Genomic DNA, 22097 nt, shown 5'->3' with positions numbered 1-22097 from the left:
GAGTATTTTGGAAGCTGGTGCGCTATTTTAGATTACGCCTGCGGCGAGGTTGGTATACGCGAAGAAGACTTCTGGAAAATGACATGGAATGAATACCAACGCCGTGTCAATGGCTACAATCAACGGCAGTGGCACGAGTGGGACCGCACGCGCAGAATCGCTTGCGAGGTCTACAACTCCATGAATGAAAAGCCCATCCACTTCCAGAAGTACATCAGCCTGCCGACGGATGACACTGAGGACCAAGAAAAGAAGAGGTTAGCGGTGCATTTGGCTTTCCTGGATGAGATGAAAGCCAAGGGTCGGATATAGCGTACTGGCAAAGAAAAAGCCTCTCCGATTAGTGAGAGGCTTTTTCGTGTTAATCCTGAGTCCAGTTAAATCCTTCTTCTGAATCCTCATCTGGAAAGAGGTTATCCATTGTGGCCTTCTTTTCGTCAGCCCACTCTTTCTGTGTGAGTTCGAGGTTGTCGTCTTCTTCGTCTTCGGGACCTGAAGGTCTTGGGTCGTAAGTGCTCATAATAGATAGGGTTTGGTTGATGGTTGCCGAAGATAGCATACGCCCTGATTATTGGGCTGCTGAACGAGCGCTATGGTAGGGCTTTTTTGAGTGTTTGCTTCCTGATCCACCTGGGATAGATACCCGTGGATCTAGAGAATTTAGCTATTGTAATAAATGCCCGCATTGATGGCTTTGAAGCGGGGATCGATAAAGCCGAGAAAGGGCTAGGAAGACTTTCTAATTACGCGAAAACTACTGGTGCTTCCCTAACGCAGTACGTCACGCTGCCGCTAGGGCTTTTAGGCGCTGCCAGCATCAAGACAGCCGCGGATATTCAAGCACTTGAAAAAGGCTTTGCCGCCGTTTACAAAGGTGCTGGTGATGTAGGAGCGGAGATCAAGAAGACGCTTGAAATAGCGAAGCTGCCTGGTCTAGGACTGAAAGAAGCGCTACAGGGCGCGACCAACCTCCAGGCTGCCGGATACAGTGCCGAACAAGCCAGAAGAACCCTATTGGCATTCGGTGGCGCTCTGGCAACCGTTGGCAAAGGCAAGGTTGAGCTGGATAGAGTGACACTTGCGCTGACTCAGATCAACAACTCCACCAACGTCATGCAGCAGGATCTGAACCAGCTGAAGGACGCTTTGCCACAGATTGGAACGGTGCTGAAATCCGCATTCGGAGTCAGTAACGCGGAAGGGCTTCGCAAACTCGGCGTAACGAGTCAGCAATTCATCGAGGTCGTAACCACTGAATTCGAGAAGCTGCCGAAGGTGACTGGCGGCCTGAAGAATGCGTTGGAGAATATGTCTGATGCTGGTGTGTTGGCACTGGCTAAGATCGGTGACGCGGCATCTAATGCAATCGGCTTAGAGGCTCTAGCAGACAAGATCAGCACACAGGTAGGCGAGATGGCAACTGCTTTTGCCTCGCTTGATCCGGCTACGCAGAGCACGATCCTTGGCTTTGCCGGAGTGGCGGCAGGAGCAGGGCCCTTACTATTCTCCATCGGGGCCATCGGGCAGGCCATCCCGGTAGCGGTCAACGGCTTCAAGGCTCTTTCTGGTGCCGGTAGCTTCCTCGTGGCTGGTCTTGGGCCGGTCGGTATTGCCATAGCAGCCGTAACGGCCGGACTGGTCTATTTCGTGGCAACCAGCAAGTCAGCACAGGATGAATTTGCCGATGCCAGTACGGCCGCCGGTAACCTGGCTTCTCAGTTAAATCCGTTGCTGAGCAAATATGAGGAACTGAGCAAAAAGACCAACTTAACGGCAGTCGAGCAGGAAAACCTAAAAGACATCATTCGCCGCATTGCTGAAGTTACCCCCGGCGCCATCACGGCCACGGATGAGTATGGCAACGCTATGCAGATCAGCACCACCAAAGCGAAGTCGTATCTGAAAGCTCTGCAGAACATCGCCAAAGCCAAGGCGGAACCAGCACTGAAGCCAGCCACGGAGAACTTCAACGACCTCAGCACCCGCTTAAAGCAGGTCCAGGCACAGCTCGACAAGTTCAACAAGACGCGCGTCACGGTAGCGGTGCAGTTCGATTCAAGGGGCATTCAGCTACCGGACAAGGTAGTATCCGCCGATACCAAAGAGGGAGATGCCTTCCGCAAGGAACTGACAAACCGGATCAACCTCACCCGGAAAGCACAGCTTGAATCGTTGTCGGAGGTGAACAAGATCCGTTCAACCATTGGCATGAAGCCGCTCGTCGATGCGGAGGACAAGCGCGATGCTGCCGCACTCGCCGCCGCCAAGAAGAAGGCGAAAGCCATCCTCGATTCGAGGGCGGCACTGGAAGCGGAGATTCAGGCGCTGGAAAAGGAAACATCCACTCTCAGCCTTGTCAACGATGCCGAGAAGATAGCCTCCAACAACAAGCTCATCGCCGCTAAACAGGAACAGATCAGGCAGATTGACGAGTTGGGCATTGGCTCTAAGGCAGAGGCCAAATCAGCAGCAAAGGACATATCCGACCTTGCCAAAGCGCAGGATGCTTTCCGAGATGGCCTGCGCAAAGTCAACAACGAGTTCAAGCTCCAAGGGGAAGCATATGACGTGGCCGGGGAAAAAGCCAGGGTCTACAAGACCTTCATGGATAAGCTCATCGAACTCGATAAGACCGGAAAGGTGGAGCAGTCGCCGCAGTTCAAGGCCGCATCAGCTGAGTATGTGCGTCTGATCGAGTTGAGCAACGAATACAAACAGAATGCGGACTTCAAGCAGATCTTTCTCAACGCCGAGGAAGCCATCACCGCAACCGGGGAACAGATACTGGCCCTCGGCAAGAATGCGGATGAGAGTGTGGAAAGAGTCAAGATCCTGGAGGCTCAACTCAGCACCTCACTTCAAGCCGTAGAGGCACTTCGCAAGAAGGGTGCCGAGGAAAACAACCGCTTCCTGGCTGCGGAGATTGAACATGCCAAGGTCTTGCAACAGGAGCTGGAGAAAGCGCGTGTAGCGGCTGCCCAGGCGAAGCGGGATGCTGCGGCTGATGATCTGCTAGAAGGACTCAATAGCGCGTCACCAGGGGCACGGAATTCACTCACAGGTGGCGGCGATAACTTCGCTGACCTGGCATCGGGCAAAGCACAGGATGAGTTGGAGGAACGCATTCGTAGGAGCCAGCAGGCGATAAAGGAATTGCAAACCAACGGAGCCAGTGAGGCGATGATCCGACAAGCCCAGGATGCTGTTGCTGGTTTGAAGTCGCAACTCGATCTCACCGATGTGTACGCGGGTGCTGCTGCTCAGGCATCGGCGGCATTGGCTGATATTGGCTTGGTGATAGTAGAAGGCATTGGCAACATCATTACTGGCCAGATGAGTGTTACCGAAGGACTGCGTAGCATCTTCGGCCAGACCTTGTCCATCATCGGCAACTTCATGAAGGACTTCGGCAAGCAGCTGTTGCTGCTGGGAGCCGGTCACGTTGCGCTGGGTCTTGCGACAGGCAATGCGGCAATGGTAACGGCTGGTGGATTGGAGCTAGCGGCTGGTGGTGCTTTGGCACTCGCTGGTACGCTCGTTGGATTCGGAGGAAAGGCAATAGCCGGCGGCAATCAATCCAGCACGCCATCTACTTCTGCCATCGCAACTCCCACCTCAAACGTCACGAAGACCAAGGAGAACAATTTGCTGATCGAGGTGAAGTTCCTGCCAGTTGAACTGAGGGCTGAGGGCACACAACTTCGCTCCGTTATGCAGGTCGATAGCTACCGCCTGACGAATACCCGCTAGAATGAAATGAAAAGGCTCCTAGTAATCTGGGAGCCTTTTTCTATGGATGCACTGAGGGAATATATAGGCCATATCCCGATACTTATGGCAAGAACCCTCATCCAAACCTACTGCGTCAACCAGCCGGACAACAGCGTATTCAAGACCGATGTCTACTACACAACTGGTCGCAGCCAACAAGGGCTCAATGCTACTGATACCGTCACGGTTAGTGCTTTCTCGTGCAACTACTTCGTATTAGCCGAAGGCACTATCCTGGAAAGCTACTGTGTGACTGTAAATGGCGTTGGTAAGCGCCGGGAGATTACGATGGGAGCCGGTGGGGCTTTCTATCCGGTCGATGTGGACAGCCGAGAATGCGATGGTACGTGTGACCTCTTCACACCCGAAGCCTTTGCGCTGCCTACCACTACCACAACCAGTGCTGACGGACTGATTCGAGTGGAGGCTAGCAGTTCGTTTCCGCCGGTACAATGCTACATCGCCACGCTGGGTGCGCCCACGGAAACGGTATTGGTAAATCCCAACTACTTCGCCTTCACCTACCGCAACGTGCCGCAGGGTACTTACAGCGCCCAGCTACAGGACGCGGGCAACTGTCAGCGCAATACCAATACCGTCACGGTGACAGCGGGCAATGCACCAGGTACAGGCGGTGGAGGTAGCTCGGCAGTGCACTGGTTCAAGTATGAGTTCGTGTACAATGGCCGTAATCCTGGTGCGCTACAAGGCTACGCGTGGGATAAGACCACGAAGCAGGGCTACACAGTCGCGCCTATCACGCTCACCTTTCCTGACTTCTATCAATACACGCCTCGTTACCGAGTAGGGGATATCGTGCTCTACGGTGGCACCAACGCCGCCGGCACCAACGGCGAGAGTCGCTGGTATTTCCAAGCCCTACGCGACATGCAGGTAACTGGTAGCCAGAAACAGCCTTATCCAGATCCTAACGGCGTGCAACAAGGCTATTGGAAGCAGATCAGCTTTGGGCCACAAGATCAGGTCGGCTACGTGAAGTTCCGCGTGACTGCCACCAGTGAGCCGTACCCTAACCCGCCCGACAACTTCTCGCCCTTCTTCAGCTCGCCCGCACCCGTTGCCGGTGGTTACTGGTACTACGAGCAGGGCGATATCATGCGTCACGACTGGGCCGGATTCTACAAGGCCAGAACCCGCCTGGAATCCCGCAACTTTCCGACTGGCGTGTTACCCGCGCCGACCATCGGCGGCAACAACGACTATTGGGAGAAGGTGGAAGGCTATGATTACTTCTACTATGCCATCGATGAGAGCCAGGTCATCGACCAATATGCCATCGGTTCCATTACCCGCCGAGTGCGCTTTCATACCGCCAATCCTTCCATTGCCGGCGACACTGACCGCATCATATTTGATGACTCGGTGCCATCAGTGGAAACCAATGTAGGCGATCTGAAGGTGGTCGATATCATCAAGAATGACATTGATGAGGCGGGTGCAGAGAACGGTAGCGTGTGGGTGACCGCTACCAGCCCTAGCCTACCGATCCGTTACCATTTGCGCGCTGGTGTACGAGCTGGCTATGTGCAGGACAATGCCACCGGCATCTATGAAAACCTGTACGCGGGCACTTACGAGATGGACATTTACGATGCGCAGGATCGATATGTGCAGGCGACTTTCACTATCGAAGACCGTTACCGCAAGCGCTGGAAGCTCTTGTTCGATGATGAGGTCGGGGTACCGCTGGAAATCTTCATTCTGGAGCGTGATTGGAACGGGCCAGAAACCAGCGTTTGCGGTACGGATGCCCCGGTCATGCTGAGCTGGGATAGCGGTGGAAGTCCTGCCGGATACCTTCCGGAAGCGGTAGGGGCCAACCTCGATTTCAACGTCTACACCGACTTGGCCCAGCAATTTCTGGATACGATCAAGAAGGATGACCGCAACCACCGAGTCGATTACTATCGTGATGGCCGCTTGCAGTTCAGGGGGTACATCGATGCCACCAGCTACACGGAAAAACTGCTAGGAGCAGGGCAGAAGGTGACCATCACGGCCACCGATGGTTTGGGTCAGCTCAAGAATACCAAGTTCGTCAACCACTTGCGTGAACGGCAGGTGGGGCGCACCAGCATGCTTTCCATCGTTCTCAAGTGTCTGTCCTATTGTGATGTAAATCTGCCTGTTTTCTGCGGCGTGAACCTGCGTGACCGCCTGATGGCGGCAGATGCAGACCCGTTAGCGGAAGCCTACGTGCATCGTAATGCCTACAATAAGAAGGATGAAAAGGTCATTGCCGACGAGGACATTATCGACGTTCGTACCGTGTTGGATAACCTCCTACGTTTGTTCAATGCCATGATGTTTCAGGCGGATGGCTACTGGAAAATAATATCCTTGAACGAGGTGTATGAAGGCTTTGAAACGCGCGTATGGTCACCGGCTGGGCAGCGATTGCTGAACGTCGATACGGGTTCCGTGCCGCTACGCATCCTGGAATCCAAGTTTGCAACGGGTGAACGGGAGCTATACTGGATCAATAGCAGTCAGACGCATACCGTGGTAGCCGCTGCTCAGATCGGTAAGGCAGTGGTAGACCTACAGCTAGAGGAAAACCTGTTTCGCAACGGTGACTTCGTGGAGTGGGATGGTAGCAATGTGCGACCGCTCTACTGGACTATGAACGGTGCCCTTGCTACAGCCCGCGCCAAAGGGGAGAAAGCCAAGGAGTATGCGGTGCAATTCAGTGGTTACAGCAGCGCCATCAGCCCCGACAACTATCTGCTTTCGCCTCCTGTGCCGCACCTCACTGGTCAGGACGAGGACGGTATGATTATCCGTTTCAAAGCTATCGTAGACCCTGTTACTAACAACCCGGAACCGGTATTGGTAAGCCTCTACTTTCAGGTACTCTGCGATGGTAGTCCGTATGGTCAGCCTATCGAGGTGGAATTGTCCAGCCAGGACAAGTGGAAGGAATACAGCCTGCCGCTACTCACTGGTCTGCCAGGAACCTCGGTGCGGGTGCGCCTGCTGGCTCCGGTGGCCGTGCAGGGAACGGGCAGCGTCCGGGTCAACAGCATTGCCATTGCCATACAGCCTGGCTTGGTCGATTGGAGTGAGCAGAAGCAAGACTATTTCGAAGTCACTAATCCCGTACAGACCGGCATTCGCCTGGAAGATTTACAACTGGTGCACGCTGATCTTCCCCGTTTGCCTGGAGCGGCTGGTCAGGCGCTACCACCTAAAAGAATGGATGTGTACGCGTGGCGACATGCCGTTTCGCTGGTGGATTTCAGAGCGACCACCGGTTGGAAAAGACCTGCTTATCCAGCGTATACCCCGCTGCTCGATAATGCCGTGCAAGACAGGATGGCGCTCAGAGCCTTTCCTAATTCCGAGGTAACCGGCGAAGTGCGTGGCCCTGGTATCGACTTCCTAAGAATTGGGCTCATGTTGGATATGCCAGAGGACATAGATGGCCGATTCCTGGTCATCTCCTGCTTCAAGAAGGAGCGCAAGGGTACAGCCCAGATCACGGTTCGCAGACTGGCTTCCGGTAACTACGGGGATGTAGAGCCTGAGCTGCCGGATAGAGTTCGTAGCGCCTCTAAAGGCACCGATCAGGGCTATCGAATCAGCTTCAAGAATGGAATAGAAGGCTACCGGATCGCTCGTCAATCCTGATGCTTTAGATGATCTGAAAAGCCCCATGAGCTAGTCTTATGGGGCTTTTAGCGTTTGCACCGCCACGATACATAGACTGTAATCAAGGAACTAGTCTATGCCAATCGAGCAGAATAAATACAGAATTAAAGACCTCAACGCCATCAACCAGGAGGCGCAACTCATTGACAAGATCATTGAGGTAGAGAGCAGCGTCAGCGACGAGAATTTCAGAGTGTCGGTGCCTACCCTGGTGCAGACGGTCGCCAACAACTTACCGGGTGCTAATAATGCCAAGTCGGGCTATAAGATGGTGCGCTTCTATGATGCGAACCATGTGGGGTACCGAGAGGGTGACTCAACATTGGTGAGCCTCAATCCTGCCTTTCTCTGCCTCGGCACTATCTGCAAGGCGGAATTTCCAGGTAAGGAATATATCCTGGTTTATAGCCAGACCGGCCCGCTCACCGTCTGGCTGGACGGAACATTTGTTGGCGATCGCATCACGGCCAAGTGGGTAGAGAAGGACAGCCTGGAGGATCAGGTGAAAGGCATTGTAGACTTCAACCCATTCCAAGCCAGTTACGACGAGGGCGACACGGTCAAGTTCGTTGTTGACACGTTCCTGCGTCTGTTCGTGGCCCGTAAGGAACTGGTGAAGAGCGAGTTTTCAGACAATCAGATTCCTGTTCCAACAGGGCTTTCAACAGATGAGAACTGGCGCGAAGTGAATCCGGCCGGACTGGTGAAGATTAAGGATTGGTTGGAGGGAAGCTACAAGAAGCATGAAGTAGTCGTCTATCAGGGGCAGCTGCTACGAGCTAAACATGATATCGCCGGCACCTTCGTATCGGTTATTTCTGAGTTGCCACCAGCGCCGTCTGAAGAGGACTGGGAGTTTCTGTCCGGTGGCGGTGGTGGCGCTTACGTCTATGATGATACAGTTCTTCAAAATCGCCTCGGCGTAGTGGAGGATGACGTAGATACACTACGAATAGAGATAGCAGTGCTGGATGCCTCGCTTACTGGTCGTATCGACGACATTGTGGCAGTGGTTTCTGAATGGGTTCCTGGCTCCTATATCAAGGGCCAGTTAGTGAGTAGCGGCGGCAACGTGTTCAGTGCCAAGCAGAACATCCAGAATAGTCAGGTCGCTCCGACGGCCACGAACCTGTATTGGCTTAAAGTCAACGGTGCCGGCGATGTGACGCAGCAGTATGTAGATACAGCCGATGCTGCCTTAGATGCCCGTATTGATGTGCTGGAAGGGCAGGAGCCAGGTACGCTACTCACACCAGACCAGCAGAATGCGCTGAGCGGCACTAATGGCACACCTTCTGCCGCGAATAGATTTGTTACTAATCAAGACCCTCGGATCGGAGATTCGCGCCGTAAAATCTTTGCCCGTAAGCTGAGTGGGGAAGTGTACGAGGGCACTGCGGCTGACCCAGCGGCTGACCGGGTTCACTTGGCAGCCGATTTTGTCGGCAATCACGGGCTGATTGAGGTAAACACGGTTTACGATTCAACCGGCACCATCAACCTGCGTCAAGGCACGACGCTGCTTGGCAATATGCGCTATTTCCGCCTGGGTAGCTTCGATACTAATCAGGGATTCGACCTTAATCTAGCACCACAAACCGTGCTGCGTGACCTCAAGATTGAGAACTACTGGTCCGGCTATGTGCGCTCTGCTTATGGGGCTAATAACTACCAGACCCCACGTATCGATGGCTGTACCTTCTTCTCGAAAGTGAAGGTGGAGGCGGGGTGTTTCCTGCGCATTGTGGACTGCATCATTAATGACGCCAACGGCTGGAATGTCGGAGACGGTACTATCCTGCTAGAAGGCAGCACTCGTTCGTTCAGCGGCAGTTTTGGTGTTGGGCCGGGGTTCGCCACCATTATTGACCTGCGTCCGAATGCTGAATCCGCCAGTAAGGATTATGTAGATATTGCCGACGCTGCTCTGGATGCCCGTATCGATGCATTGGAAACTTCACCTGTACCAACCGGAGACGTTACTCAGGCTGAACTGAACGCAGAGATTTCTGCCCGCGTGGCAGGCGACGCGGCCCTTGATGGCCGGGTGGATGACTTGGAATCCGTCGTCAGCGGCATAGACCTTAGCACGAGCAATTATGCCAACATCGTTAAGCTAGACCGCACCCGGATTTTCTACGCTACCTGGCAGCAGGCGCTGGATGCTTCGCAGCCCGGCGATACCGTCAACATCGCCAGCGCCATCACGCCGCTGCCCGGCGGGACGGAAGTCAATTTTGCCCTGCCGGCCGGCGTGACGCTGAACACCAACAGCTACGCCATTGGCTCTGAGGCCACCACCGGCCCTCTGTTCCGTCTGCCAACCGGTAAGACGATCATCAATGGTGGCGGCTCGCTGGCGTACCTGAACACGAATTTTGCCAGTGCCATCTACTCCGACCAGGAAAACGTGGACCTGACGGTAGAAAACATGACGCTTCTGGTAAAGGAAAGCGGCGCGTATGGCATCCTGATGATCACGAACACCAGCACGGTGCTGCTGAAAAACGTCACCTTTGCTGGTGCAAGCGGGGGCCGGGCCATCCGGCAGGCGGGCACCGGCAGGATCGTGGCAAAGCACTGCTTCGTGCAAGCCAGCGGCACCTCCACCACCCTAGGCGTCTTCACTGGAGGGACCATTGAGTATGAAGGCAACCTGCTGCTGAACGACAGTTCAAAGGCGACGGTGGAGCAGCCAAACAGCAAGCTCACCCTGCGTAACGGCGTGGCATACTCCACCACCCGGACACCCGGCAATTTCCCACTTATCCGTTCCACCAAGGAAGCTGGACAGGTAGTGGAATTAACGAACTACAGCGTCTTGGGCACGCCAGGCGTGGTGGCCGTGCAGGGAACTACCGTGATTCTGCGTGGTAGCACGACAATCGTTGGGGACATCGATTGCGTCACGCTTGTGGATGAGCGGCCGGTGGCGAGTGCTGGCGTCGCGCAGAGCTACGTGGACGCGGCGGATGCTGCTATGGATGCCCGTATCGATACACTGGAAAGTGCCGGTTCAGGTTCAGTTACAATTACTGGCGCCAGTGTGCAAGCGGTAGTCAATAGCAATGATGCGGACATGCGAGCTGCACTGGACGGCAGCGGCAACCTGCTGTTCTATCACAACGATAACCGAATACTGTCAGCGCATATCGCCGATGGCAACGTCACGACCAACAAGCTGCAGAATCTAGGCATCACCAACGAAAAGATCGCCGATAACTCCATTCTGTCCGGCAAGCTGGATGCCACCTACCGGGCCTCGGTGCTGAACCGGGCCAACCATACGGGCACGCAGGACGCGGGCACTATCACTACAGGCACGTTTGCTACGGCTCGAATTCCTTCCTTGCCAGCTTCGCAGATTAACTCCGGTACGCTTGCTGCCGCCCGTTTTGGTGCCTCCACCATCACCGTGGATAAGCTCTCGGCCACGGGTACCCGTTCCGCAACGACTTACCTGCGGGGCGATGGAGCCTGGGCCAGCGTAACGGCCGCCTCACAGGCTTCGGTCATTCCGCTGATCGGTTTCCAGGCCACTCCCCTGTACTGCAGCACGGCGACGGACACGCTAATCGACGGTACGGATTTCCTGTGGAATGCCGCCTACCTGCCGGCTGGCCGAAGCGTGTACCTGGAAATGGTTGGCCGTAGCGACTCGTTCACATCAGCCCTGCGGATGTCGCTCTACGACTTGGCAGGAAATCCCGTAACGGGCTTCGCACAAAACGCGGATCAGGTGTACGGCAGAAGCCGAAGTGCCGCATTGACCCTGGTTGACGGCACCACGTACCGGGTGTACCTGCGGATGTCTAACGGCTCGGCCGGATCGATAAAGCTGGCCCGCTTAATCATCTTGTAAGGGAACGGGGGATAGATAGGCATGCGATTCATCAAAACCCTATTCCCGCAGCACAGTACCGGCACGGCCTGCACAATCCTATTCTTTGCCTTGCTGACTCTGAACGTGCTCTTTAGTATGCTTGTGGAGCTGCTTTTTGAAGGTGGAACATACACGGCAAACTACGTTATGCTCTTGTGCTTCTTAGCTATTGCGGTAGGGCTCTATTTCTTCGATAAGAACGAAGGCTAAAACAACTGCAGATGATGCCCAACCCGAAAGGTTGGGCATCGCTGTATACATAGCTTAATGCATCGTTTCTTTCTTGGTTTCGTGTCCCTGAAGGATACGCTCACAACACTTTTCGGAAGCCTGACCCTTCCCACTATCTCAGCAGTTGCCACGGCTCTTTCGGCACTCGCCGGCTACATCTATGACTCAGAGAAAGCGCTGTTATGCCTGCTCGTCCTGATGTTTTTCGACTTTATTACCGGCATCATCAAAGCCTTTAAGCTGCGCACACTGTCCTCGTACACCATGCAGCGGTTTCCAGTCAAGATCTTCGTTTGGTTCGGCATGATAGCCGTCCTCTACCATTTCGGGGATGTTTTCTTCGTCTACAAATACGCTGCAAGCACCCTAATAACTGTTTTCTTCTCTGTTGAGCTAACCTCACTGGTTGAGAACATCTCGATCATCTCGCCAGGCCTCTTGCCAGCGCCCGTAACGAAGTACCTGTTGAAGCTGAATGATATAGACCGCATAATCGCTGATATGGTGAAATCCAAGGTGAAGCCAGGTTCTGCGGATGCTGCAGGTGTTGTGGATGCGATTGCTGAGAATGCCGATGCGGTGAAGAAAACAGTAGAAGAGAAGGAAGAGGTGAAGGAGGTTGAAGTAGATGGGATATCTGTTGAATAATCTGTTTGATTATGTTTTGCTGTAGCTCTAATAATAAGGCAATGCTGTCTTATGATGATACACTTTGTGATATTATTTTATTCAATCATATACTGTCTTATAATGATACACTTGCTGTGCTTATAGTCAGATAAATTGCAGTATGATAATTGGGCTAGTTGAATAATAAAATGAAACAATATTCAACTTATAATATTGTAGGTCAGGTAATTATTAATTTTATAAAACCATCAACGTAAGTGAAAACCTATATGGAAACGAAAGATTTCACCAACGACCTGCTGAAACTAAAAGCCAAGATGAAGCCCTACGTTAATTACAACATTGTTGAATTGCGAATGGGTGTGAGTGCCATTTTTGTGTTAATTCCGATCCAAGCTATTACCACAGCTATTGAAATAAGTGAAGACGTATATCGATACTTGCATGCGGAATGTGCAGATGGCAAGATTGAGTCGAGTATGCTTCAGTGGTATTGATGTTTTAAAGCCTCACCACCGCTCGTAAAAGCTTTTGGAATGGTAATACACTCTATGGCATTTTACGAGCGGTGGTGAGGCGCTTGCAAGTGTATCATCATAAGAAGGTGGGTAGATAGGAGTGCCAGATAAAATATCACTTGAAAGAATCTCCAAACTACATCCCAAGCTCCGAGCTGAAGCCCTACTGATCCTCACTGAGATTGAAGGCGCTTTGAAAGGAAACGCCCGTTTCAGAGTCGTTTCGACCCTTCGCACCTTTGCTGAGCAGACCACTCTTTACAACCAGGGCAGGACGACGAAAGGCGATATCGTAACCAATGCCAAAGCCGGCTCCTCCTTTCACAACTATGCGTTGGCATTAGACTTCGCCTTGATTGTCGATAAGGATGGGAATGGCACCTACGAATCCACTTCCTGGGACACCGTAAAGGACTTCGATAGAGATGCCAAGGCGGACTGGATGGAAATCATTGCGATCTTCAAACGCTACGGCTGGAAGTGGGGTGGCGACTTCAAAAGCATCGTTGACAAACCCCACGTCGAGAAGACCTTTGGCTATAGTGTCAAACAGCTGTACGAGCTGCACAAAGCCGGTAAGGTAGATGCCAAAGGATATGTGCTGATTTAGAAAAAGGGCTTTGGTTGATTCCAGAGCCCTTTTTCATTGCGTGATATATAGCGTATGCGCAATAGAGCAAGGAAAGAGCCGGTATACACGGCAATGGTCGCTGAGGAAATCTGCGATCTGGTAGCGGACGGCGTTTCGATCAAGAAGATCGGAGCGATGGAGGGAATGCCCTCGCGGGTTTCAATCGCCCGCTGGATGAACAAGTACCCTGATTTCCGAGAGAAATTTCTGATCGCTTATGAGATTCAGATGCTGTTGGTATTCGATGAAATGCTGGATCTAGTGGACGAGGCAGAGGTCGATGAAATGCCCAAGGTGAAGGAGCAGATTTCGTATCGCAAATGGCTGTTGAAGGTGAGCCAACCGAAGAAATTCGGTGACAAGCCAGAGCAGGAGGAGGTGAAACCAGTGGAGGAAAGCAAGCAGAATTGGGATTTGCTCTCCCTTGAGGAAAGGCAACAGATGCTCACACTCACCTACAAGGCGATGGGAGGATAGATATGAGTGAAGAGTATAAGTCTCAAGGCATTATTGGGTTCTCTATGCAGGGACTCGTTTTATGAATTCTATAAAGCGCTGTGGCCGGAGATGGAGAAATCCGCAGCTCTGGTCGATGAGCCGCATATCAAGTATGTCTGCGACTGGATGCAGGCCATCCTAGAGAGGGTAGAGCAGGACGAGCCGCAGCCGTTGGCATTAGGAAACATCCCACCGGGCAGCGGCAAGTCCACGATGGCAACGGCGCTCTGCGCGTGGGCTTTCGTGCGCAACAAGGGCTTCAAGATCCTCTACTGTTCCCACAACTCTGATCTGGCGAAGAAGAACTCGATGATCGTCAGAGACATCCTGAAAAGCGACACGTTTCGTGAGCTGTACCCGGATGCGTTTAGGTTCAGGCGTGATGCGGACGGGGTCATGTCCTTCAAGGCGGAGAACGGTTCGCTGTTCAAGATTGCCTCGACTCAGAAGTCGCCTATCGGTAATCACTTCAACCTTATTGTAGTCGATGATCCGGTTGACCCGGCGGATGCGCTGAGCAAAGCCAAGAGTACAACAGCGGCCAACTTCGTCAACCAAGCCCTGCCATCGAGAGGGCTAGGCAATTTCGCCACGCTCATGATCATGCAGCGCCTTTCGGATATCGATCCGGCAGGAACATGGCTTGAATTACACGGCGAGGATAAGCTGAATTGGCTCTGTTTGCCCGCCGAGAAGAGTGCGCGTATCCGTCCTGTTGAAGCGGAAAGGATCTACTCGGCGGATGGGCTGTTAGCGCCGATAAGGCTCAATCAGGACAAGCTCCTGAAGATGCGCCGGTCACTGGTTAACTCGTATTCCGGGCAGTATGAACAGCATCCAACACCTGTCGAGGGCGGACTGCTGAAACGCGCATGGTTCTCGGTCATCACGCAGCAAGAGTTCAACACGCTCACGGCAGGTCAGCACGTCGTTTTCAATTTCGACATCGACACCGCCTACACCGCAGATGCTAAGAATGACCCTTCGGCGCTGTTGTGCTCTGCTTTCGTCGAGGATGTACTCTACATCAAGGACGTGCGAGAAGAGTGGTTGGAGGCGCCACAACTCATGAAGCTCATCGAAGCTTTCGTCGCGGAGAACCTGGAAGGCGTTGCGACTCGTGCTGAGTCAATGGCCTATGTGGAGCCGAAAGCAAGCGGAAAAACGATTGTGCAGATGATGCGCAAGGAAACCACGATCAAGATATGCGAAGCAGTTGCTCCGACAAGAGAGAAGGTTGTGCGAGTCAACGGCATCTCGTCCTTCTGTGCTAATCGGCAGGTGGTGCTGATTTCGGATGTCCTGCAGCGCAATAAGTGGAATCAGAAATTCCTGGAACAGATCACCACCGTTCCCTATGCGTCACACTGGGATATGACCGACGTGCTGGTGCAGGCAGTCGAAAGAGCGCTGACTCCGGTGGTCAAGAAAAAGGGCTTCAGGTTGTACTAATTTTCAATAGGGCCTTCAGAATGTACAGCGTTACATAAGAAGTATGCCAATCCTATCATCAATAAAGAACTTCTTCTATGCACCGGAAGCCCCTGCAGTAGCCACTGAAACCAAAGTAATCACGGGTGTCGATGCGATTGGCCGCGTTACGCCATTCTATAGCAGCTCATTCGGTGGAGACAGTTTTACCGCACGAACCGATGTCAATGCCGTCTTCTACACGATTCTGAACGCTATTCAAACGGCTGCTAAGAAGGTACAGTGGAGCGTGTACAAGCTTGAAAAGGACGAGAACGCAGCGAAGATCCCGCAGCACCCTTTAGCAGAGGTCATCTATCGCCCGAACCCTAATCAGAGCTGGACCCAATTCGTGGAAACCTTCATCGGTCGATACCTCACGCGAGGCAATGTCTTCATCTATGCGTTGCGTGCTGAGAGTGGGCTTAACAAGGGGCATATCCAACGACTCTACATCATGCCCGATACTGTCGAGATCGTCGCTGAGAACGGTTGGCTAGGCGGTATCATTTCCTATAGGGTTCCTAATGGTAGCGGCTACACTGAATTTGCTCCTGAAGACGTGCTCCATGTGAAGAAGTTCTCGTCCTGTGATGGGCTTTACGGGCTTTCACCGATCAGCGCAATGGCCTTGCCACTGAAAGGCATTGAGCAATCGTTGAAACAGAAGATTCGCATCCTGGGGCAGGGTGGACCTGCTACCGTCTATTGGACTGAATCCTCAGACAATGAGAATGTTGAGCCGTTAACGCTCGAACAGGAAATGCAGCTTAACAGCAGGATAGTCGGCGGAAAAAGCAGCTATGTTACTCAGAAGCTCGATTCTACCACCATAGGGCTGTCGCCGGCTGATCTGGAGATACTGGAGAACATCGCCGCGGATGGTGGAATGGTGGCGGATGCGCTTGCCTATCCTTCATTGCTGCTTTCAGGGTCTAAATCCAACACCTACAGCAACTACTCAGAAGCCCAGCGTGCCCTTTATGAAAACTGCGTAATCCCACTGCTGAACGAGCTACGAGATGGTCTGAACCAGAAATGGGGAAGCGCCTACAAGGACAAAGCATACATTGACTTTACGACTGAAAAGGTCGCCGTGCTACAGCCGAACACAGCAGAGTTGATCAAATCAGCGCAGTCGGCGGACTTCCTCACTGTCAATGAAAAGAGAAAGCTTTCGGGTTTCGAAAGGCTGGAATTGAATGGGGATGTGTTCCTGCTTAGTGCTGCCGTGCAGGTGAATGAGAAGCTGGAAGCGGATGAACCAATAGGCGGATAGATGCTTGTATGGCAATAGTTACCCCATTCATACAGGAAAGACTGGCACGCCTTGACGCTTCTCAAGCGAAATGGGAGGTGCGTATTTTCAAAGCGTTGCTAAAGGACTTCGAACTCGTTGCTGCGACCTACTCCTTAACCGGCGATGCTGAGTTAGCAGCGGCTGTACTACCGCAAAAGCATCTTATAGAAGCGTTGGATGCGTTGTATCAGAACATCATCCTGCAGGAAGCTGATTACGAATACGAGTACCTCATAGCGCGTGAGGCGAAGGCAATCAAACCTCTGGCATCTTGGCTTTCCTCTGCTCGAAGCTTTATCATGACCAGGGGAGCAGCGTCGATTAGAGCCATCACTGAGAGCACACGCAAAGAAATCAGAAGAGTGTTAAGCACGGCATTGGGTGAAGGATCCTCGATAGCTGCCGTTACGCGTACCCTACGAACTCAGATTACTGACTTTTCTAGACTCAGGGCGACGACTATTGCACGAACTGAGTTGATAGGCGCTGCTAACTATGGCTCGCTTACTGGCGCTATCAGCACTGGTCTGAACCTGCAAAAGGAATGGTTATCGACTACTGACTCCCGCACCAGGGTTTCACACGTGCTTGCCAGTGGTCAGCAAGTCCCAATAAATGAAATGTTTATAGTAGGAGGGGAGCGTTGCGAGTTTCCTGGTGATCCTATTCTATCGGCTGGTGAACGGATTAGATGTCGCTGCACAGTGGTGTATGTGAGGACGGGTTAGAAGACCCAATGACATTTTGAAAGGCTTGATAAAGATGGTGTATCAGTACCGATCAATACTATCAAAAAACTTGTTGGCAACAATAGTAATGAGGGCAAAACCAGTGAAACCAATCACACAAGCCACTATTTTCCCAATAATTGACTCTGCTTGATTGTATATGCCTTTGGCGAATTTCAAGGTAAACAGCACTCCGAAGAGCCATCCAAATCCGAATATAAGTCTGAGTAATTCCATTAGTTCGCTATGGTTTCGTCTGATAAAGTTAAATGAATCAACCAATGAGCCGGTAAGCAATATTGATTAGTGCAGTAACACAAAGGTGGCATAGTCTACTTGTGATGGATCATTCAATACTGTCTTATGATGATACACTTGCGCTGTTGATTCAAGCCCTACTTTATAGGCAATACTATCTTATGATGATACACTTGCTAATTGGTCACTATCACTCTGAAGATATGGAGACATCTAGACCGATGAAGAGCCTAATGTAACTTTGGAACCCCTCCTGCTGCCCTTGGGACGCTGTATCAAACTTGTAGCAATTTCGTGAGTCTTCGCAAGGTAACGAATTGACTTGGTGAGCTTTGTGGTAGGGGTGTAAGTAATCGAAGGAAAATTGTACTTGTCGGGTTGGGTGCCGAAGGGGAATTCGGTGAGCAGCCCGCCCTGGGTGAGCATCTTCTCGGCGGTTTTGCGGTGCACGGCCGGGTAGAGCACGTCCAGGCCGGTGGCCATCACGCCCACGGTATCCAGGCCTTCCTGCAGTGCGGCGCGGTGAGCCGCAATGTCGATGCCGTAGGCCAGGCCGCTGACGATGAGTGGCTTGTGCGAGGCCACGCCTTTGATGAGCCGCTCGGTTTGCTCGCGGCCGTAGTCGGTGGCCTGGCGGGTGCCCACGATGGCCAGGGTTTTGGGCTGGTTGAGGTCGGCGGTGCCCTGATAGTAGAGCAGGGCGGGGGCGTCGGGAATCTGCTTGAGGCGGGCCGGAAACTGCTTGCTGGTATAGAACAGCAGCTGCACGCCGTCCTTCTCCGCCCGGCGCAGACTGGCCTCGGCCTGCCGCAACGCGTTGCCGCGCTCCGCCCCGGTCAGTATGGCGGCCGTGGCTGGCCCCACGCCCGGAATCTTCAGCAGCTTGCCCGGCGGCAGGTGCAGCACGTTCCGGGCCGAGCCCCCGTAGCTCATCAGCTGCCGTGTCAACTGCGGCCCGATGTTGGGGAAAAGCGTCAGGGCGACTTCGTGGAGCAGGGTATCCGTCTCGTTCATATAATGCAATGGAACTCACGTTCGCCTCACCCCCTAGCCCCCTCTCCGGTAGAGAGGGGTAACTAGCTTGTAGTTGCTAGAACCGGTTCGCTGGATTAGGCGACTAAAGATTAAAATACTACAACTAGAGCCCCTCTCCCTTTGGAGAGGGGTTGGGGTGAGGCGACTATAGCTAGGAAGCTGCTCCGCTGGAAGCCTTCCCAATAGCGTCCAACTCCTTCTTCATCGTCACCATGAACTTGCGGACTTTCTCCAGGCTCTGGATGACGTCGATTTTTTCCTTGAGCTGGGGGCCTTTCTGTTTGAGCATGTCGCGGGCGCCGGGGATGGTGTAGCCGCGCTCCTTTACCAGGTGGTAAATCGTGCGGAAAATGTCCACGTCCTGGGGCGTGTAGAGGCGGTTGCCCTTCTTGCTTTTGCGCGGCCGCAGCTCCTCAAACTCCGTCTCCCAGAACCGGATCAGCGAGGGGGCCACGTTGAACTGGGCCGCCACCTCGCCGATGGTGAAGTACTGCTTCTCGATTTCGCGGTCTTTGTAGGGCATTATTTCAGAAGGGAGAAGATTAGAGCTGAGACGTGAGAAGGAACTCGGGAAGGCAGAAAAGCGGGCGGAACGAGCTATACGGCCGCTTCGCTCTCACTTCTCATTTCTCACTTCTGTAAGATGGGCTACCTTTGCCGGCAGCGCAATTCCTGTTACTTGCGAAAAGTAGCCAAAATACCGGCTGCGGCCAATTTCTACGAACCCAACCACTCGCCAAGCTGGAGCTTAGCGTTACAGTCCATGTCACTTCCTACCGCCTCCCACGTCCGCCAGCAGTTCCTGGACTTCTTCGCCTCCAAAGGCCACCACATCGTGCCCTCGGCCCCCATTGTGGTGAAAGACGACCCCACGCTGCTGTTCATCAACTCGGGCATGGCCCCGTTCAAGGACTATTTCCTGGGCAACAAGCCCGCGCCCTTCAAGCGCATTGCCGACACCCAGAAGTGCCTGCGCGTGAGCGGCAAGCACAACGACTTGGAAGAGGTGGGCTACGACACCTACCACCACACCATGTTCGAGATGCTCGGCAACTGGTCGTTTGGGGATTACTTCAAGAAAGACGCCATTGCCTGGGCCTGGGAGCTGCTCACCGACGTGTTCAAGCTGGAAAAGGACCGCCTCTACGTGACCTATTTCGAGGGCGACAAGGCCGACGGCACCGCCGCCGATACTGAAACCCAGGACCTCTGGCGCCAGTACACCACCGACGACCGGATTCTGCCCGGCAACAAGAAGGACAACTTCTGGGAGATGGGCGATACGGGCCCCTGCGGCCCCTGCACCGAAATTCACATCGATTTGCGCTCCGAAGAGGAGCGGGCCGCCACCCCCGGCCGCGAGCTGGTGAATGCCGACCACCCGCAGGTGGTGGAAATCTGGAACAACGTGTTCATGGAGTTCCAGCGCCTGGCCGATAAGAGCCTCATCAAGCTGCCCGAGCAGAGCGTGGATACCGGCATGGGCTTCGAGCGCCTGATGATGGCCGTGTCGGGCGTGAAGTCCAACTACGACACCGACGTATTCCAACCGCTTATCAAGTTCATTGCCAATGAGGTAGGCCTGGAGTACCACGGCACCGCCCCGGCCACCGTGAACGACCAGCCGGCCACCGAAAACGAGAAAACCGACATTGCCATCCGCGTCATTGCCGACCACATTCGCACCATCAGCTTCGCTATTTCTGATGGGCAGCTGCCGAGCAACGTGAAGGCCGGCTACGTGATTCGGCGGATTCTGCGTCGGGCCGTGCGCTACGCGTTTTCGTCGCTGGGCCAGAAGCAGCCCTTCCTCTACAAGATTGTGCCCGTGCTGGCCGACCAGATGGCCGGTATCTTCCCCGAGCTGAAGCAGCAGCAGCAGTTTGTGCAGCGCGTGGTGGAAGAAGAGGAAATTGCCTTCCTCAAAACCCTCGAAAACGGTCTGCGCCGCCTGGAAACCCTGGAAGAAGGCTTCCGCCAGAACGGCAGCCGCATCGACGGTAAAACCGCCTTCGAGCTGTCCGATACCTTCGGCTTTCCGCTCGACCTCACCGCCCTCATTGCCCGCGAAAAGGGCCTGAGCGTGGACGAGGAAGGCTTCAAGAAGGAGCTGGAGCAGCAGAAAAGCCGCAGCCGCAACGCTCAGGAAACCGAGCAGAGCGACTGGACCGTGGTGCGCGAATCAGAAGAGCAGCCCGCCTTCGTGGGCTACGACCAGGAGCAGGCCCCGGCCCGCATCCTGCGCTACCGCCGCACCGACCGCAAAGGCAAAACCGAGTACCAGGTGGTGCTCGACCAGACGCCGTTCTACGCCGAATCGGGCGGGCAGATTGGCGACACCGGCTACCTGGAGTCGCCGCTGAGCAAGGTGCGCGTGCTCGATACAAAAAAGGAAAACGACCTCATCGTGCACACCGTGCTGGAGCTGCCCCAGGACCTCGACGCCGAGTTCACGGCCCGCTACGACCACGCCCGCCGCGCCCAAATTCAGCGCAACCACACCGCCACCCACCTGCTGCAGGCTGCCTTGCGCGAGGTGGTGGGCAGCCACGTAGCCCAGAAAGGCTCCCTCGTGAACGAGAAGCTGCTGCGCTTCGACTTCTCCCACTTCACTAAAGTCACCGACGACCAGTTGCGCCAGGTGGAAACGTTGGTCAACGCCCGCATCCGGCAGCAGATTCCGCTGGATGAGCGCCGCAACGTACCCATCCACGACGCCAAAGCCCTCGGGGCCACGGCTTTGTTCGGCGAGAAGTACGGCGAGTTCGTGCGCGTCATCACCTTCGACCGGGACTTCTCGGTGGAGCTGTGCGGCGGCTGCCACGTGCGCACCACCGGCGACATCGGCTTCTTCAAAATCACGAGTGAAAGCGCCGTGGGCGCGGGCGTACGCCGCATCGAGGCCGTGACGGCCGAGGCCGCCGAAACCTTCGTGAACCAGCAGCTGGATTTGCTGGCCCAGGTGCGCGAGGCCCTCGGCAATCCCCAGCACCTGCTGCCCGGCATCGAGAAGCAGACCGAGGAAATTGCTACCCTGCGCAAGCAGATCGAGCAGTTTGCCCAGCAGAGCATCAACCAGCAGAAAGACCAGTTGGTGGGGCAGGTGAAAGCGCTGCACGGCGTGAACTTCCTGGCCGCCCAGGTGCAGGCCACCTCGGCCGACGGCCTCAAAACCCTGGCCTTCAACCTGCGCCAGGCCGTGCCCAACCTCGTAGCCGTGCTCGGCGCCGAAATCGACGGCAAGCCCCAGTTGGCCGTGATGCTCGACGACGAGCTGGTGAAGGGCGGCAAGCTCAACGCCACCACGCTGGTGCGCGAGTTGGCCAAGGAAATCCAGGGCGGCGGCGGCGGCCAGCCGTTCTTCGCCACGGCCGGCGGCAAGAACGTGGCCGGTTTGACGGCGGCTATTGCCAAGGCCGAAGGCCTGATTGGCGGGTTGCTGGCTTAAGAGTTGTATAAACAGTGCTTGGTA

14 protein-coding genes are annotated in these 22097 nt (G+C 54.2%); 11 read left to right on the top strand and 3 right to left on the bottom strand.

All coding sequences use genetic code 11. The annotated features are described in order from the left end of the window. Positions 1-361 precede the first annotated feature (361 nt). Entirely contained in the window at positions 362-520 is a 159-nt protein-coding gene (locus O3303_RS06265; protein ID WP_269561208.1) for a hypothetical protein, read from the bottom strand. 125 nt (positions 521-645) lie between these two features. Between O3303_RS06265 and O3303_RS06260 the strand changes: the two genes are divergently transcribed. From O3303_RS06260 to O3303_RS06215, 10 genes are all read left to right on the top strand, one after another. Next, a complete protein-coding gene (locus O3303_RS06260; RefSeq protein WP_269561207.1) occupies positions 646-3750 on the top strand; it encodes a tape measure protein in 3105 nt (1034 codons plus the stop codon). A gap of 84 nt (positions 3751-3834) precedes the next feature. Beyond that, entirely contained in the window at positions 3835-7422 is a 3588-nt protein-coding gene (locus tag O3303_RS06255) for a hypothetical protein (RefSeq protein ID WP_269561206.1), read from the top strand. Between the two features lie 97 nt (positions 7423-7519). Beyond that, positions 7520-11305, top strand: coding sequence for a hypothetical protein (locus O3303_RS06250; RefSeq protein WP_269561205.1), 3786 nt, complete (start codon positions 7520-7522; stop codon positions 11303-11305). 312 nt (positions 11306-11617) lie between these two features. Further along, entirely contained in the window at positions 11618-12205 is a 588-nt protein-coding gene (locus tag O3303_RS06245; protein ID WP_269561204.1) for a phage holin family protein, read from the top strand. A gap of 251 nt (positions 12206-12456) precedes the next feature. Beyond that, positions 12457-12684, top strand: coding sequence for a hypothetical protein (locus O3303_RS06240; RefSeq protein ID WP_269561203.1), 228 nt, complete (start codon positions 12457-12459; stop codon positions 12682-12684). 121 nt (positions 12685-12805) lie between these two features. Then, positions 12806-13315, top strand: a complete 510-nt coding sequence (locus tag O3303_RS06235) for a M15 family metallopeptidase (protein ID WP_269561202.1) — start codon at positions 12806-12808, stop codon at positions 13313-13315. 54 nt (positions 13316-13369) lie between these two features. Then, the gene (locus tag O3303_RS06230) at positions 13370-13813 is read left to right on the top strand and encodes a terminase small subunit-like protein (RefSeq protein WP_269561201.1); all 444 of its coding nucleotides are present in this window, start codon (positions 13370-13372) and stop codon (positions 13811-13813) included. Positions 13814-13903: 90 nt separating this feature from the next. Beyond that, the gene (locus tag O3303_RS06225; protein ID WP_269561200.1) at positions 13904-15286 is read left to right on the top strand and encodes a hypothetical protein; all 1383 of its coding nucleotides are present in this window, start codon (positions 13904-13906) and stop codon (positions 15284-15286) included. A gap of 43 nt (positions 15287-15329) precedes the next feature. After that, complete coding sequence (locus O3303_RS06220) at positions 15330-16583, top strand: phage portal protein (protein ID WP_269561199.1); 1254 nt, start codon at positions 15330-15332, stop codon at positions 16581-16583. Between the two features lie 8 nt (positions 16584-16591). Continuing rightward, the gene (locus O3303_RS06215) at positions 16592-17332 is read left to right on the top strand and encodes a phage minor head protein (protein ID WP_269561198.1); all 741 of its coding nucleotides are present in this window, start codon (positions 16592-16594) and stop codon (positions 17330-17332) included. Positions 17333-17803: 471 nt separating this feature from the next. Here the strand turns inward: O3303_RS06215 and O3303_RS06210 are convergent, their stop codons facing one another. Beyond that, a complete protein-coding gene (locus tag O3303_RS06210; protein ID WP_269561197.1) occupies positions 17804-18604 on the bottom strand; it encodes a DNA-processing protein DprA in 801 nt (266 codons plus the stop codon). 172 nt (positions 18605-18776) lie between these two features. Continuing rightward, positions 18777-19148 carry a MerR family transcriptional regulator gene (locus O3303_RS06205; RefSeq protein ID WP_269561196.1) on the bottom strand — a complete coding sequence of 124 codons (372 nt, stop codon included), beginning with the start codon at positions 19146-19148 and terminating at the stop codon, positions 18777-18779. A gap of 240 nt (positions 19149-19388) precedes the next feature. Here O3303_RS06205 and alaS point away from each other — a divergent pair, with 240 nt between their 5' ends. Beyond that, on the top strand, positions 19389-22073 hold the full coding sequence (gene alaS, locus O3303_RS06200) for an alanine--tRNA ligase (protein WP_269561195.1): 2685 nt from the start codon (positions 19389-19391) through the stop codon (positions 22071-22073). Positions 22074-22097 lie beyond the last annotated feature (24 nt).

The organism is Hymenobacter canadensis (assembly GCF_027359925.1).
GTDB lineage: Bacteria > Bacteroidota > Bacteroidia > Cytophagales > Hymenobacteraceae > Hymenobacter > Hymenobacter canadensis.
The sequence above is the reverse complement of the archived record's forward strand: the minus strand, read 5'-3'. Positions and strand labels throughout refer to the sequence as shown.

Coding starts and splice junctions, on each gene's coding strand:
- O3303_RS06265 (WP_269561208.1), bottom strand. CDS start 520: ATGAGCACTTACGACCCAAGACCTTCAGGTCCCGAAGACGAAGAAGAC.
- O3303_RS06255 (WP_269561206.1), top strand. CDS start 3,835: ATGGCAAGAACCCTCATCCAAACCTACTGCGTCAACCAGCCGGACAAC.
- O3303_RS06250 (WP_269561205.1), top strand. CDS start 7,520: ATGCCAATCGAGCAGAATAAATACAGAATTAAAGACCTCAACGCCATC.
- O3303_RS06240 (WP_269561203.1), top strand. CDS start 12,457: ATGGAAACGAAAGATTTCACCAACGACCTGCTGAAACTAAAAGCCAAG.
- O3303_RS06230 (WP_269561201.1), top strand. CDS start 13,370: ATGCGCAATAGAGCAAGGAAAGAGCCGGTATACACGGCAATGGTCGCT.
- O3303_RS06225 (WP_269561200.1), top strand. CDS start 13,904: ATGGAGAAATCCGCAGCTCTGGTCGATGAGCCGCATATCAAGTATGTC.
- O3303_RS06220 (WP_269561199.1), top strand. CDS start 15,330: ATGCCAATCCTATCATCAATAAAGAACTTCTTCTATGCACCGGAAGCC.
- O3303_RS06215 (WP_269561198.1), top strand. CDS start 16,592: ATGGCAATAGTTACCCCATTCATACAGGAAAGACTGGCACGCCTTGAC.
- O3303_RS06210 (WP_269561197.1), bottom strand. CDS start 18,604: ATGAACGAGACGGATACCCTGCTCCACGAAGTCGCCCTGACGCTTTTC.
- O3303_RS06205 (WP_269561196.1), bottom strand. CDS start 19,148: ATGCCCTACAAAGACCGCGAAATCGAGAAGCAGTACTTCACCATCGGC.
- alaS (WP_269561195.1), top strand. CDS start 19,389: ATGTCACTTCCTACCGCCTCCCACGTCCGCCAGCAGTTCCTGGACTTC.